Consider the following 14072-nt stretch of genomic DNA (forward strand, 5'->3'; position numbering starts at 1 on the left):
CACGATAAATTTATTCCGAAAACAAGTGTTTTTCTTTGTAAAAAAAACAAAAAGAATTTATGCTAGAAAGGTAGGGAAAAAAATTCCCAAGAGGAATGTCCACTTTAGACAAGGTCGTGTATGCGACTTTGCGATGTCTCTAGTATCCTTTCTTATTTAACCAAGGAGTGTGAAAAATGACTGACGATCAGCAAACAACGAATGTGTCTAATGAAGCAGCGCAAGCAAGTCCACTGTCCTTTGAAGAGAAAGTCATTGAAACAATTGTTGGTGTCGCTTTGCAGTCAATTGATGGCTTGATTAGTGTAAATGGCAGATTTCTTTCAGATATGACCGAAAACCTTGAAGAACAGCCGCAAGTCGCTTCTGGCATTGATGTGGAAGTTGGCAAAGAAGAGGTTGCAGTTGATTTGGAAGTAATCGTGGCTTACGGCAAAGATATCCCCAAACTCTTTGCGCAAGTCCAAGAAGTGGTCTTAGAAGAAATTAGCCGCTTGACTTCTTTGAAAGTCAAAGAGATCAATATTCGAATCGCCGATATCGTCAAACAGGAAACGATCGATCAAATCGAAGGTTGAGCACCAAACAAAAAATCGAAGTACATCAAAGAGAAAGGAAGAATGAACAAATGATATCACTATATACAACACCCAGCTGTACGTCATGTCGTAAAGCCCGTGCATGGTTGACCGAAAATGAACTACCATTTAAAGAGAGAAACATTTTTAGCAATCCATTAAATAGTGATGAACTAATGGAGATTCTTTCTTTAACGAAAAATGGAACGGAAGACATTATATCTACTCGTTCGAAAGTGTACCAAAAGCTAGATATTGATTTAGAAGAGTTGAAGCTAGAAGAGTTACTTTCATTGATCGAAAAATACCCGAACTTATTGAAACGACCAATTATCTTAGATGAGAACAAGCTCCAAGTGGGATACAATGAAGAAGACATTCGTAAATTCGTGCCACGAAACTTACGAAAGATCATTTTCAAACGACGCCAAACAGAGCTGCTCATGTTTAATTATCGCCAAAAGCAAGAAGAAGGCGAATCTGTTGCGAACTTTATCTAAAATAGGAACAAAACCGGCAAATGAATACAGCGATGTATCATTGTCGGTTTTTTTGGTATTTTTCAAAGGTCTTCTTAAAGGGATCCGTAAATCCGCTGAGTCCACAAAAAAACACGATTCCCAAAAGGAATCGTGTCGGTTGAAATCTTAAAGTTTTTGGTTGTAGAATTCAACGACTAGTGCTTCGTCAACTTCTGCAGACAATTCATCACGCTCAGGTAAACGAGTTAATGAACCTTCTAATTTTTCGCTGTCAAAGCTTACAAATGACGCGCGGCCAGCTGTTGCTTCAACTGCTTCTTTGATTGTTGAGATGTTTTGTGATTTTTCACGAACGCTGATGACTTGTCCAACTTCAACGTGGTATGAAGGGATATCAACGCGTTTGCCATCAACTAAAACGTGACCGTGGTTTACTAATTGACGTGCTTGACGACGAGTAGTTGCTAAACCTAGACGGTAAACAACGTTATCTAAGCGTTGTTCTAGCAAGATCATGAAGTTAACACCGTGTTTACCTTCTTTGATTTTGCTTGCTTTGATAAACAATGTACGGAATTGACGTTCGTTCATGCCATACATATGACGCAATTTTTGTTTTTCAGTTAATTGCATGCCGTATTCTGATTTTTTGCCACGGCTGTTTGGTCCGTGTTGACCTGGAGCGTAAGGGCGACGTGCCAATTCTTTTCCAGTTTCTGATAAAGAAATTCCTAAACGACGAGAAATTTTCCATGATGGTCCTGTATAACGAGACATAATTTAGTTCCTCCAATAAAATAGTTTGGAGTAAAATAATCCGTTGAAAAACTCACATTCGTGCAGTTCGTTCTTCAATCTTCACCTTTGCAGCCGCGGTTACGCAATTGCACCCGAGGGGCAACGAACTGGTGACGAGCTGTTATTTTCCTGCTGCATTATTTTACACAAGGAATAGTATACGACAAACTAGGGGCAAAAGTCAAGATGGAGCTGGCTTTGGATTTGATGAAAACAAAGCTGGAAATTTTTCATTAATTACTTATATTTTCAAATATCTCTTTACAAATCAGCATTTCGTCATTAGAATATGGAAGTATTGTGCAAATTATAACGAAGTAAAATTTTTCATAAAAGGAGTAGAAAAATGAATCCAGTATCCCCATTATTTGAGAAGATCGATTCATCCATAGAAAAGAAAATCGATTTGATCAAGAGTAGTTATTTGCGTTACGCTGTACGTGCGATGATGGCTTGTTTATTCTTAACCCTCGGAACAGCTATTGCTTTTGCGATCGCTATGAAAGGTGAATCAATGGTTCACGGGTTAGGAAAAATTTTGTATGCATTTATGTTTAGCTGGTCTTTAGTCATGATTCTTTATATGAACGCAGAATTAGGAACATCGAATATGTTGTATATGACTGTTGGGGTTTACCGTAAACGTCTAAGTATTCCTTTGGCATTGAAAATTTTGCTTACGTGTGTCTTATTCAACTTGATCGGCGGGGTGGTCTTCGGCTCGATCGTTGCGCTAACGGGACCTTTTCAAGGGCTGACCGCAGACAACTTTATGCTGACCTCGATCACTGCAAAATTAGAAAAATCCACTATCCAAATTTTAGTGGAAGCGATGTTCGCTAATATCGTGGTAAACACAGCCGTGTTGGTCAGCATGCGGATGAAAGACGATGCTGGAAAAGTCGCAGCAATCATTTTCATCATCTTCATCTTTGCTTTCTTAGGCTTCGAACACGTCATCGCTAACTTCCCAGCGTTTACCTTAGCTTTCTGGGCTTCAGGTGGACACTTGGCAGGCATGACTGTCGGCAGTGTGATCCATAATTTAGTTTTTGCCTTTATCGGTAACTATATCGGCGGTGGCTTGGTCATGGGACTGGGTTACGCGTGGTTGAACAACTCAAAATCGACCTATGTCGACTAATCAGAACCTACAAAAAGAAGCAGCGATGCTTCTTTTTTTCTTTTCTCTAACATTTCTCCAGGAAGAAGCTATCATCCCTTAACGGAGCGTTGAAATCAGCGGTCATTTGTGTTAAGAATAAGTATGTACGGTTTTTCTTGCTGTTTTTTGTAAAAATGACCGCAACCAAGACCAAAATCTTAGTTACTTCTTAATAGAAAGCGAGCCTTAACCTTTTATGAATCGGAAATTCTTTGCCTTTGATATTGATGGAACCTTGCTTGACTCGAACAAACAGCCACTAGATAGTACGCTAAAAGCCCTTGACCTTCTGCGAGATGCTGGCCATTTCGTGACCGTTGCCACTGGGCGCAGTCGTTTTCACGCCCAAGACATTATTCGTTCATTGTCCTTTGATAATTACATTCTATGTAATGGGGCAGCCGCCTTTCTTTCGCATCAGCAGGTGTATAAAAATTTGCTCGATGAAACGCAATTGGCTGCTTTCGTGGCAGAAGCCCAAGAGCTTGGGATCGATACGGCCTTTGTCGGGATGGATACAGCGAAACGAGCGTCTTCGTTGGATATTGCTAAAATGGAAGCAGCGATGCATTCCTTTGGTGCCCAACTTCCTGAGTTGGACATGGACTTTCCTGAAGAAAAAGAAGTCTATCAAGCATTGGCTTTTTACGGAAAAGAGTATGAGCATTTCTTTGACGAGAAATACAGCAAACTGCGTTTTGTACGTTGGCATGAAAACAGTGTGGATGTCGTTCCAAAAGAAGGCTCCAAAGCAGCAACGATCCTGTGCGTCGCGGAACAATTAGGGATAGCACAAGAAGATGTGATCTGTTTTGGTGATGGCCAAAACGATCGTGAGATGCTGACTGCCGCAGGTGTCGGTGTGGCAATGGGCAATGCGGTCCCTGAGATCCAACAAGTCGCAGATATGGTGACTGCTAGCAATGATGAAGATGGCATCTGGTTAGCCTTGAAAGAATTACAACTGATTTAAAAAGGAATCCTTTAGACATAGCACAGTCGATTTGCGGCATCTGTGCTATGTTTTTTTGTTTTTTCTCGGTCGCAAAGAAAATAAATTGGTACAATAGAAAAAAGGGGGAATGCAGCAAATGAAAATCGCATTGATTGCTCATGATCGAAAAAAGGATGTAATGGTAAAATTAGTGACTGCCTATCGAGAAATTTTAGCGCAGCATGAACTTTTCGCAACAGGAACTACGGGGAAGAGGATCGAAGAAGCAACCCAGTTGCCTGTCCACCGCTACAAATCAGGGCCGCTGGGAGGAGACCAGCAAATTGGCGCCATGATTTCGCAAGATGACTTGGACATGGTGATCTTTTTGCGCGATCCTTTAGCCGCACAACCCCATGAACCAGATGTAACGGCATTGATTCGCTTGTCAGACGTGTACGAGATTCCTTTAGCCACCAATATGGGAACGGCAGAGATCTTGCTGCGCGGGTTAGCACCTGGCTTTGCTGATTTTCGACAAGTGATCCACGAAACGGACAATCGTCCCCTGTCGTTATAAAGATAGTAGAAGAATTGAAGAAAAAGGACGTGCAGAATTGAAAGCAATCTTAAAGGATTTTTTGACCTATGCAAAAATGAATACTCGCTCGGATGCCACGAGTCAGACCATCCCAACGACGCAGGGACAAGTTGAGTTGGCTCTTTTATTGAAAGATCAGTTGATCGAGATGGGGTTAGCGGATGTTGCTTACTATGAAAAGAATAGTTTTGTGATCGGACGTCTACCTGGCAATCCTGAAAAAACGGCGATTGGCTTTATTGCCCATGTAGATACGGCAGATTTCGAAGCTGAAAATATTCAACCGCAGATCCATGAAAATTACGATGGCAAGGATGTTTGTTTAAATAAAGAAAAAGCCATTTATATGACAACTGCTGAATTTCCTAATCTCAAAGACTATGTCGGCGAAACGTTGATCACAACGGATGGAACGACCCTGCTGGGTGCAGATGATAAAGCTGGTATCGCAGAGATCATTGATGCGCTGCGGATCTTACAAACGATGGATGCGCATAAGCGTGGCGATGTCTGGGTCGCTTTTGGCCCTGACGAAGAGATCGGGACTGGCGCTGATCGCTTTGATGCGGCGGATTTTCCAGTGGCATTTGCTTACACGATGGACAGTGGTCGCGTGGGGCATATGGAATATGAAACCTTTAATGCGGCTCGTATCGATATAACGATCGACGGTACGAGTGTGCATCCTGGGACTGCCTATGGTCGTTTGGTCAACGCCTTGAAAATCGCGCACCAAATCGACGATGCCCTTCCAGCAGAGGAAGTTCCTGAACGCACCCGCGGGTATGAAGGCTTCTACCTGCTGCACAATTTGACGGGACATATTGGTCGAGCAGAAGTTTCTTATATCATTCGTGATCACGATCATACGCTTTTTGAACAGCGAAAAGCCAACATCGTAGGGATCATTGATGAACTGAACACAGCCTATGGGCAAGAACGTATCACCTATACGCTGTATGATCAATATTACAATATGGGGGATTTGATCAAGAAAGATCCCCGCAGTATCGAAGCTGCCCGAGCAGGGATGCAAGCGATTGGCGTGACGCCGATCGAAGCACCGTTTCGTGGCGGGACCGATGGCTCGAAAATCACCTATAAAGGGATCCCAACACCGAACTTATTTGTCGGCGGTGAAAACTTCCATGGCCAGTATGAATTTATTACCGTGGAAGCGATGGAAAAAGCCCGTGATTTGATCGTGGCGATCGTAGAACATGTAGGACAAGAGGACACCACTGTTTCCTAAGAGAATTGAGCGAAACGCTAGACTGATGCGAAAGAGTCTAGCGTGTTTTTTTGTCCTGCTGCAGGGAAGAACCGCAAGTGAAAGAACCTTTTTTTTCTGGACCAAAACCCTTATAATAGAAAAGAAGCTAAAAGAGAAGAGGAAAAATGTGTGCGGGTATTATTCATTGGAGATGTAGTTGGTTCATTAGGAAGAGAAACGATCACGGAGTACCTTCCAAAATTAAAAAAGGCGTATCGGCCACAGGTGACGATCGCAAACGGCGAGAATGCGGCGGCGGGTCGTGGGATCACTGGTAAAATCTATAAGAAATTTTTGCAAGATGGTGTCGATGTCGTGACATTAGGCAATCATACATGGGACAACCGTGACATTTTTGAATTTATTGGCGATGCGAAGAAAATGATTCGTCCAGCCAATTTTCCAGAGGGAACACCGGGCGTCGGCATGGTATTTGTGAAAGTCAACACCATTGAATTAGCGGTGATCAACATGCAAGCTCGCTCGTTCATGGTAGACCTTGATGATCCGTTTCGCAAAATGGATGAACTGGTTGCGATTGCCCGCAAACGTACACCGTTTATCTTTGTGGATTTTCATGGGGAGACCACCAGCGAAAAACAAGCGATGGGCTGGTATTTGGATGGCCGTGTTTCGGCAGTCGTCGGCACGCATACCCATGTCCAGACCAATGATGCGCGGATTTTGCCCCAAGGAACAGCTTATTTGTCAGATGTCGGCATGACTGGTCCTTATGATGGGATCTTGGGGATGAAACGCGAACCAGTCATTGAAAAATTTTTGACGGCGTTGCCGCAACGGTTTGAAGTGATTGAAAAAGGCCGCAGTATTTTGTCGGCTTGCTTGCTTGAGATTGATGAAGCCACTGGTAAAGCAAAATCGATCCGTCCGATCCAAATCAGTGAAGATCGCCCGTTTACAGAATAGGAGAAGCATGGAAGAGCAATTAGCCAAGGAACCACACGTTGCCCAAGAGCTGGCTGCTTTGCAAAGGCTCTTGTCTGATCATCCGATCGTTCAAGAATTTCAAGAAATTCAAGCACGAGCTTTGCAAAACCAAGGGCTATTGGAGCTGGAAGCAGCGCTGAAGCAAGCGCAAAAAGAGATCGTTCAATTTGAGCATTATGAGAAAACCGAAGCAAAAAAAGCTGCCGAGCAGCGTTATGCGTCATTGACAAACGAATACGAGCAGCATCCTTTAGTGGTTGCTTATCGCCAAGCGTTACTGCAAGCAGATGAATTGCTGCAATATGTCACGACGGAGATCCAAAAGAAAATGAATAAAGCCATCGAGGAGGATGAAACCAATGCCTCAAAAAACTAAAAATACCCCGATGATGGAACAGTATTTAAGCATCAAGGCTCAGTACCAAGATGCTTTTTTATTCTATCGTTTAGGGGATTTCTATGAATTATTTAATGAGGATGCTGTCAAGGCAACACAAATTTTAGAACTGACGTTAACCAGCCGCAACAAAAATGCGGAGGAACCGATCCCTATGTGTGGGGTGCCTTACCACGCTGCCAGCAATTACATCGACACCTTGATCGAGCAAGGCTACAAAGTAGCGATTTGTGAGCAAGTGGAAGATCCAAAAACCACCAAAGGAATGGTCAAACGCGAAGTCGTTCAACTGATCACGCCGGGAACGGTGATGGACAGCAAAGGCCTATCCGCCAAAGAAAACAACTTTTTGACAGCTGTTTTGCAGCAAGGGGAGCGTTTTGGCTTTGCCTATGTCGATCTAAGTACCGGTGAATTAAAAGCAGCGCAATTGGAAGATGAAGAAGCTGTCGTCAATGAGGCCGCCGCTCTGCAAACGAAAGAAGTCGTTTTGTGCAGCGAGATCCCTGAGTCATTGCAAACAACACTGACCAATCGCTTGAATGTCGTGTTTTCTAAGCAAGAAACGTTGGAAGAAAATGCCGAATTTCAATTTTTAACAGAACCTCTCTCCCAAGAGTTAGAAAAAGTAGTCACAGGGAAGTTGCTAAGTTATTTGGCGATCACCCAAAAACGCAGTTTAGCGCATATTCAACAAGCCGTGGAATATCAGCCCGATCATGCCTTGAAAATGGATCATTATTCCAAATTCAACTTAGAATTGACGCAGTCGATTCGAACCGGCAAAAAACAAGGGACTCTTTTGTGGTTGCTGGACGAGACAAAAACCGCAATGGGTGGCCGTTTGTTAAAGCAATGGTTAGACCGTCCCTTGATCCAGCCAAAGAAAATCACTGCCCGCCAAGAAATGGTCCAATCGTTACTGGACAGTTTCTTTGAGCGAGCAGATCTGCAAGAAGCGCTGACGAAAGTCTATGACATGGAACGCTTAGTCGGACGGGTCGCCTTCGGAAATGTCAATGGCCGCGATTTGCTGCAGTTAAAATCTTCTTTGAAGCAAGTGCCTTTGATCGCGCAATTGTTGCAAGGCATCAACCGTGGCGAGTGGAATGACTTGCTGCTGGAATTAACGCCCCTAGATGATTTGGTTGCACTGATCGAAGCGGCGATCGATGAAGATGCCCCGTTGCAGATCACAGAAGGCAACATCATCAAAGACGGGTTCCATCAACAATTAGATGAATACCGTACAGCGATGCGTAACGGCAAGCAATGGCTGGCGGAATTAGAAGCCAACGAACGCCAAGCGACGGGAGTCAAAAACCTGAAAGTTGGGTTCAACCGCGTCTTTGGCTATTACATTGAGATCACGAAAGCCAATCTAGTGAATTTAGATACCTCTCGCTACGAGCGCAAGCAAACGTTAGCCAATGCGGAACGGTTTATTTCACCCGAGTTGAAAAAACTGGAGACTTTGATTTTAGAAGCCGAAGAGAAATCGGTGGATTTGGAATACCGCCTGTTTCTTGACGTCCGTGAAGAAGTGAAAAAGAGTATCACCCGTCTACAAAAGCTAGCCAAAGCCGTCAGTGCGGTCGATGTCTTACAAAGTTTCGCCACAGTTTCGGAACGCTACCAATACGTGCGGCCAACAGTAGCGAAAAAACGAGCGGTATCGATCATCGACGGCCGTCATCCTGTAGTGGAAAAAGTCCTTGGTCACCAAGAGTACATTCCGAATAGTATCGTGATGGATGAAGAAACAGAGATCTTGTTGATCACAGGCCCAAATATGTCTGGGAAAAGTACGTACATGCGGCAGTTTGCCTTGCTAGTCATTATGGCGCAGATCGGCTGTTTCGTACCCGCACAATCTGCAGAGATGCCGATTTTTGATCGGATCTTTACTCGCATCGGTGCCAGCGATGACCTGATCGCCGGTCAAAGCACGTTTATGGTGGAGATGATGGAAGCCAACCAAGCGCTGCGTCATGCAACGCCTAACAGCTTGATTTTGTTTGATGAGTTAGGGCGTGGGACTGCGACCTATGATGGGATGGCATTGGCACAAGCCATCATTGAATATATCCACAAAGAAGTTCATGCCAAAACACTTTTCTCCACCCATTATCATGAGCTGACGGTTTTAGATGAGGAATTGGCGCACTTGCGCAATGTCCATGTTGGTGCCGTTGAAAAAGAAGGCGAAGTCGTCTTCTTGCATAAGATGATGGAAGGTCCCGCAGATAAAAGCTATGGGATCCATGTAGCCAAAATCGCTGGACTGCCAAGTGCACTCTTACAGCGCGCAGCCACGATCTTAAAAGCGCTGGAAGAACATGAACCGACGGTACAACCAAAACCCGTCGTCGAAGAAAGTCAGCAGTTGTCGTTGTTTAGTGAAGTATCTACGGAAGAAATCGGCGTCATCGATCAATTGAAGAAATTGAATCTGTTGGAAATGACCCCGATGGATGCTCTGAATACATTGTACGAGCTGCAAAAACGAATTTAGAAAGAAGGTCAGCAGATGGGAAAGATCCAAGAGTTATCCGAACGTCTGGCGAACCAAATCGCGGCAGGAGAAGTCGTTGAGCGACCGGCTTCTGTCGTCAAAGAATTAGTTGAAAACGCCGTGGATGCCGGCAGTACCCAAATCGATATTTTTATTGAAGAAGCGGGCTTGCGTAAAATCCAAGTCATCGATAATGGCGAAGGAATTGCAGAAGAAGATGTCTTGACTGCCTTTAAACGCCACGCCACCAGTAAAATCCACAATCGGGATGACTTGTTTCGAATACGTACCCTCGGGTTTCGCGGGGAAGCTTTGCCTAGTATCGCTTCGGTTTCGATCCTCTCGATTGAAACGGCAGTCAAAGGCGCCCAACAAGGCTCCTTTGTGCGCTTAAAAGGCGGCGCTGTTGAAGAGCATCTGCCTGCCAACTTGCGGCAAGGAACCAAGATCACTGTGGAAAACCTCTTTTACAATACACCGGCACGTTTGAAATATGTCAAGACGCTGCAAACGGAACTAGCGAACATCGGCGATATCGTCAATCGGATCGCCCTGAGCCATCCAGAAGTGGCTTTTCGTCTCGTTCATGAAGGCAATAAGATGTTGAGCACCACTGGAAGTGGGCAGTTAAAACAAACCATCGCAGGGATCTACGGGGTGGAAACCGCCAAAAAAATGATCGCGATCGATACTGAGGACCTCGACTTTAAAGTCACTGGCTTTGTGTCACTGCCAGAAGTCACCCGAGCCAGCCGCAACTATTTATCCACGATCATCAATGGTCGTTATATTCGCAATTTCGCTTTGAATAAAGCGATCGTTGCTGGTTACGGATCAAAATTGATGGTCGGTCGTTTTCCATTAGCTGTCCTTGAAATCAAAATGGACCCCTTATTAGTCGATGTCAACGTTCATCCGACTAAGCAAGAAGTTCGTTTGTCAAAAGAAGAAGAATTGACCAAGCTAATCAGTAAAGCCATCAATGAGGCGCTGCGGGAAATCAATTTGATTCCTAACGCGGCTGACAATCTGCGTTTCAAGAAAAAAGTGGCCGATCAGCCAAAAGCCCAGCAGCTTGGCTTGGAACTGGAGTCAGCAGGAAATTCGACTTCTGGGTTGTCTTATAATCGCGAAACAGGGAAATTTGAGGTGCAGGGCAACACTTATCAACAGACTGTGGATAACTCTGTGGAAAAACCTGTGGAGGAAGGTGGAAAACTTCCAGAAATGCCACAGGAATCTAGCGAAAACCTGTTGGAAGAAACCGAGGAAACCTTTCGCAGTTTGGAAGAGACGCTGCCAAATAAGCCTGTCCGAAAACCATTTGTGGAAGGCCAGACGGAAACAAAAGCGTCGCTGCCAGAAGCGCCAGTCTTTCTCCCAGATGAGACGCCAGAGCTTACGGCGCAAGATCTGCAAAGTCAAGCGACTCTGCACCCTGAAATGCATGGGGATGACCGCAACTACCTGAAAACGGTCGAACGGTTGCTGGAAGAAGAACCAGCGAAGGAGCGTTTTCCCCAACTGGATTATTTTGGGCAGATGCATGGGACTTATTTGTTTGCCCAAAGCGAGGCGGGTCTATATATCGTCGACCAGCATGCGGCACAAGAACGAATCAAATATGAGTACTACCGCGAAAAAATCGGCGAAGTGACCAATGACCTGCAAGAATTGTTAGTGCCGATCGTTTTGGATTATCCCAACAGCGATGCGCTGCAATTGCAGGACCAAAGTGAAAAGCTGGCAGAAGTCGGGATCCATCTGGAATCTTTTGGGACCAATAGTTTCATCGTCCGGGCGCACCCGACGTGGTACCCTAGCGGTGAAGAAGAAGCCATCATCCGCGAAATGATCGATATGTTATTGACCACAGGAAGTGTCAGTGTCAAAAAGTTTCGTGAAGCAACAGCGATCATGATGAGCTGCAAACGATCCATCAAAGCCAATCACTATTTGAATGAAGCACAAGCCCGGATCTTGTTGCAAGATTTAGCGAAATGCGAGAATCCCTTCAACTGTCCCCATGGTCGCCCGGTGCTGATCCATTTCACCAACAGCGACATGGAGCGGATGTTCAAACGGATTCAAGATCCTCATCGAGCAAGGAGTGGCATGGAATGATTATTTTGGCTTCACAGTCGCCGCGGCGCAAAGAATTATTAGCGGAGTTAGTCTCGGAATTTGCGGTCATACCAGCGGATATCGACGAGTCGGTCCGACCAAACGAAGCGGCGATCCCTTATGTCCAACGGATGGCAGCCGAAAAAGCGGCGGCTATTGCGCAAACCTATCCTGAAGATCTGGTGATCGCGAGCGATACGACGGTCGTGGTGGGTGAAGAGATCTTAGGAAAGCCAGTCGACCGTAAAGATGCTCGGTCGATGTTGCGAAAAATGAGCGGACGGACCCATTGGGTGCATACCGCCGTCGTTTTGCAAAAAGGCAAACAGCAACGCGAAGCAGTGGTTTCGACGGAAGTTGTGTTTCGTCCTTTGACGGATCAAGAGATCGACAAGTATCTTGCCTTAGATGAGTACCAAGACAAAGCGGGCGCCTATGGGATCCAAGGGGGAGCCAAAATATTTGTCTCATCGATAAACGGCGATTTTTATACGATCGTAGGATTTCCTGTCGCTACGGTCTATCAGTTGTTGCAAGAGTTTACGGAGGAGGAATAAGGATGGATGTTTCTGGTAGTTGTCTTTGCGGCAAAGTCACGATCAACTTGACGGGAGTTGCGAAAGAAATCACGGTTTGTCATTGTAGTCTCTGCCAGAAATTTCACGGCGGACCAATGTTTGCTCTTGCGCCATGCGCTGAGGACCAGATGGCTCTTCAAGGAGCGAAGTGGCTGCGACGTTACGATTCTTCTGAGTGGGCACAGCGAGGATTCTGCAGTCAATGCGGCTCGAGCCTGTTCTTTTACCTCAAAGAAGCACACACCTATTTTTTTGCGGCTGGGTTGTTTGGCAACTTGCCAGAAGCTGTCTTAACCGAAGAAATCTATACAAAAGACCAACCGCATTTTTACCACTTTGCGGAACCAACGACTCGTTGGCAAAAGCTGCAAAACCCTTAAGCAATTTGAGCAAGTCATTTTACATTCGCTAAGAAAAAAGGCATGATAGAGCATACAGGATGAGTCTAGAGGAAAAGCAGGTGAAAAAATGACAGATAAAAAAGAATTAAAAGAAAAATTGTCGCCGATCGAATATGCGGTGACCCAAGAAAATGCAACCGAACGCCCCTTTACTGGCGAGTATGATGATTTTTATGAAAAAGGGATCTATGTTGATATCGTCAACGGAGAACCATTGTTTGCTTCTACTGATAAATATGACGCAGGTTGTGGCTGGCCGTCCTTTTCGAAACCGATCAGTCGCCAAGATATTCAAGAAAAAGCCGATTTTTCTCACGGCATGCATCGGGTAGAAGTCCGCAGCAAAGAAGCTGACTCTCATTTAGGACATGTTTTTTCAGACGGTCCTCAGGACAAAGGCGGTTTGCGCTATTGTATCAACTCGGCAGCATTGAAGTTCATCCCTTTAGCAGAAATGGATGAAAAAGGCTATGGCGAATTCAAATCACTCGTTGAGTAAGTATTAGGAACTGTGTGCGAAAAAAAGACGCAGCAGCATGTCTCGTTTGAAAAAATGCGACTGAAACAACGGTTTTTCCTCCGTTTGTTTCCTGCTAAGCCTTTTCCTTCGTTCACAGTCCTTTTTTTGCCCTCTCGTCTGTGCTACAATAAAGGGAACATATGTACAGAAAGGAAAGCACATGTACGAATATATCATAGGAAAAGTAACGGATATCTTACCGGCGTATATCGTCGTTGAGACACATGGCATCGGCTATCAGATCGCTTTTGGCAATCCGTATTCATTTAGCGGCAAGTTGAACCAAGAAGTAAAAATCTATCTGCACCAAGTGATTCGTGAAGATGCTCATAGTCTCTACGGCTTTGCCACGATCGAAGGCAAGCAGTTGTTTTTAAAATTGATCAGTGTCTCAGGTATTGGACCAAAGAGTGCGTTAGCAATCATGGCCAATGAAGACCATACAGGGTTGATCACGGCAGTCGAAAATGGGGACGTCAATTATTTGACTAAGTTCCCAGGTGTCGGTAAAAAGACGGCGCAGCAAATGATCCTAGACTTGAAAGGCAAAGTGGCTGAACTGGTTGGAGAAGAAGCGATCGTTCCTCTAAGCGTAGCAACGACTGCTTTAGATGAAGCGATGGAAGCCTTGAAAGCATTGGGTTATAGCGAAAAAGAAGTCAAGAAAGCCGAAAAACAATTAGCGGCGAATACCACAAAATCGACGGATGAGTACTTGCGGGAAGCTCTCCGATTGATGATGAAAAAGTAAGGAGCAA

15 protein-coding genes are annotated in these 14072 nt (G+C 44.9%); 14 read left to right on the plus strand and 1 reads right to left on the minus strand.

Features of this window, described 5'->3' with window-relative positions:
- Positions 1 to 176 precede the first annotated feature (176 nt).
- Together IGI96_RS09265 and spx are read left to right on the plus strand one after the other, a co-directional pair.
- Positions 177 to 578, plus strand: coding sequence for an Asp23/Gls24 family envelope stress response protein (locus IGI96_RS09265; protein ID WP_005227156.1), 402 nt, complete (start codon positions 177 to 179; stop codon positions 576 to 578).
- Positions 579 to 628: 50 nt separating this feature from the next.
- Complete coding sequence (gene spx, locus IGI96_RS09270; RefSeq protein ID WP_086338968.1) at positions 629 to 1078, plus strand: transcriptional regulator Spx; 450 nt, start codon at positions 629 to 631, stop codon at positions 1076 to 1078.
- Between the two features lie 147 nt (positions 1079 to 1225).
- Here spx and rpsD read toward each other — a convergent pair whose 3' ends face one another.
- Positions 1226 to 1837: a 30S ribosomal protein S4 gene (rpsD, locus tag IGI96_RS09275; RefSeq protein ID WP_005227158.1), complete on the minus strand. Its 612-nt coding sequence runs from the start codon at positions 1835 to 1837 to the stop codon at positions 1226 to 1228.
- A gap of 367 nt (positions 1838 to 2204) precedes the next feature.
- Here rpsD and IGI96_RS09280 point away from each other — a divergent pair, with 367 nt between their 5' ends.
- The 12 genes from IGI96_RS09280 (at position 2205) to ruvA (ending at position 14065) form a co-directional block, all read left to right on the plus strand.
- Positions 2205 to 3002 (plus strand): formate/nitrite transporter family protein, encoded by a 798-nt coding sequence (locus IGI96_RS09280; RefSeq protein WP_086338970.1) that lies wholly within the window; start codon positions 2205 to 2207, stop codon positions 3000 to 3002.
- A 217-nt stretch (positions 3003 to 3219) separates the two neighbouring features.
- The gene (locus IGI96_RS09285) at positions 3220 to 3996 is read left to right on the plus strand and encodes a Cof-type HAD-IIB family hydrolase (RefSeq protein ID WP_005227160.1); all 777 of its coding nucleotides are present in this window, start codon (positions 3220 to 3222) and stop codon (positions 3994 to 3996) included.
- 118 nt (positions 3997 to 4114) lie between these two features.
- Positions 4115 to 4537 (plus strand): methylglyoxal synthase, encoded by a 423-nt coding sequence (locus tag IGI96_RS09290; RefSeq protein WP_438785140.1) that lies wholly within the window; start codon positions 4115 to 4117, stop codon positions 4535 to 4537.
- Positions 4538 to 4574: 37 nt separating this feature from the next.
- The gene (gene pepT, locus IGI96_RS09295; RefSeq protein ID WP_005227162.1) at positions 4575 to 5810 is read left to right on the plus strand and encodes a peptidase T; all 1236 of its coding nucleotides are present in this window, start codon (positions 4575 to 4577) and stop codon (positions 5808 to 5810) included.
- A gap of 150 nt (positions 5811 to 5960) precedes the next feature.
- Entirely contained in the window at positions 5961 to 6758 is a 798-nt protein-coding gene (locus IGI96_RS09300) for a TIGR00282 family metallophosphoesterase (RefSeq protein WP_010748642.1), read from the plus strand.
- A gap of 7 nt (positions 6759 to 6765) precedes the next feature.
- Positions 6766 to 7155 carry a YlbF family regulator gene (locus IGI96_RS09305; protein WP_086338971.1) on the plus strand — a complete coding sequence of 130 codons (390 nt, stop codon included), beginning with the start codon at positions 6766 to 6768 and terminating at the stop codon, positions 7153 to 7155.
- Positions 7139 to 9691: a DNA mismatch repair protein MutS gene (gene mutS / locus IGI96_RS09310; protein WP_438785061.1), complete on the plus strand. Its 2553-nt coding sequence runs from the start codon at positions 7139 to 7141 to the stop codon at positions 9689 to 9691. Before IGI96_RS09305 ends, mutS begins: the two co-directional genes overlap by 17 nt.
- A gap of 15 nt (positions 9692 to 9706) precedes the next feature.
- Positions 9707 to 11815, plus strand: a complete 2109-nt coding sequence (gene mutL / locus IGI96_RS09315; protein ID WP_086338973.1) for a DNA mismatch repair endonuclease MutL — start codon at positions 9707 to 9709, stop codon at positions 11813 to 11815.
- Entirely contained in the window at positions 11812 to 12372 is a 561-nt protein-coding gene (locus IGI96_RS09320) for a Maf family protein (RefSeq protein WP_086338974.1), read from the plus strand. Before mutL ends, IGI96_RS09320 begins: the two co-directional genes overlap by 4 nt.
- A 2-nt stretch (positions 12373 to 12374) precedes the next feature.
- On the plus strand, positions 12375 to 12773 hold the full coding sequence (locus tag IGI96_RS09325) for a GFA family protein (RefSeq protein WP_086338975.1): 399 nt from the start codon (positions 12375 to 12377) through the stop codon (positions 12771 to 12773).
- Positions 12774 to 12861: 88 nt separating this feature from the next.
- Positions 12862 to 13293, plus strand: coding sequence for a peptide-methionine (R)-S-oxide reductase MsrB (gene msrB / locus IGI96_RS09330; RefSeq protein ID WP_008376288.1), 432 nt, complete (start codon positions 12862 to 12864; stop codon positions 13291 to 13293).
- A gap of 181 nt (positions 13294 to 13474) precedes the next feature.
- Positions 13475 to 14065 (plus strand): Holliday junction branch migration protein RuvA, encoded by a 591-nt coding sequence (gene ruvA, locus IGI96_RS09335; protein ID WP_086338976.1) that lies wholly within the window; start codon positions 13475 to 13477, stop codon positions 14063 to 14065.
- Positions 14066 to 14072 lie beyond the last annotated feature (7 nt).

The sequence above is a fragment of the Enterococcus sp. DIV0421 genome, assembly GCF_051713745.1.
GTDB classification, from domain to species: Bacteria; Bacillota; Bacilli; order Lactobacillales; family Enterococcaceae; genus Enterococcus_D; species Enterococcus_D casseliflavus.

What these genes read in the sequence shown, in the direction of transcription:
- spx (WP_086338968.1), top strand. Translation starts at nt 629, where the DNA reads ATGATATCACTATATACAACACCCAGCTGTACGTCATGTCGTAAAGCC.
- ruvA (WP_086338976.1), top strand. Translation starts at nt 13,475, where the DNA reads ATGTACGAATATATCATAGGAAAAGTAACGGATATCTTACCGGCGTAT.
- rpsD (WP_005227158.1), bottom strand. Translation starts at nt 1,837, where the DNA reads ATGTCTCGTTATACAGGACCATCATGGAAAATTTCTCGTCGTTTAGGA.
- msrB (WP_008376288.1), top strand. Translation starts at nt 12,862, where the DNA reads ATGACAGATAAAAAAGAATTAAAAGAAAAATTGTCGCCGATCGAATAT.
- IGI96_RS09290 (WP_438785140.1), top strand. Translation starts at nt 4,115, where the DNA reads ATGAAAATCGCATTGATTGCTCATGATCGAAAAAAGGATGTAATGGTA.
- IGI96_RS09265 (WP_005227156.1), top strand. Translation starts at nt 177, where the DNA reads ATGACTGACGATCAGCAAACAACGAATGTGTCTAATGAAGCAGCGCAA.
- IGI96_RS09280 (WP_086338970.1), top strand. Translation starts at nt 2,205, where the DNA reads ATGAATCCAGTATCCCCATTATTTGAGAAGATCGATTCATCCATAGAA.
- mutL (WP_086338973.1), top strand. Translation starts at nt 9,707, where the DNA reads ATGGGAAAGATCCAAGAGTTATCCGAACGTCTGGCGAACCAAATCGCG.
- IGI96_RS09305 (WP_086338971.1), top strand. Translation starts at nt 6,766, where the DNA reads ATGGAAGAGCAATTAGCCAAGGAACCACACGTTGCCCAAGAGCTGGCT.
- mutS (WP_438785061.1), top strand. Translation starts at nt 7,139, where the DNA reads ATGCCTCAAAAAACTAAAAATACCCCGATGATGGAACAGTATTTAAGC.
- IGI96_RS09320 (WP_086338974.1), top strand. Translation starts at nt 11,812, where the DNA reads ATGATTATTTTGGCTTCACAGTCGCCGCGGCGCAAAGAATTATTAGCG.
- IGI96_RS09285 (WP_005227160.1), top strand. Translation starts at nt 3,220, where the DNA reads ATGAATCGGAAATTCTTTGCCTTTGATATTGATGGAACCTTGCTTGAC.
- IGI96_RS09325 (WP_086338975.1), top strand. Translation starts at nt 12,375, where the DNA reads ATGGATGTTTCTGGTAGTTGTCTTTGCGGCAAAGTCACGATCAACTTG.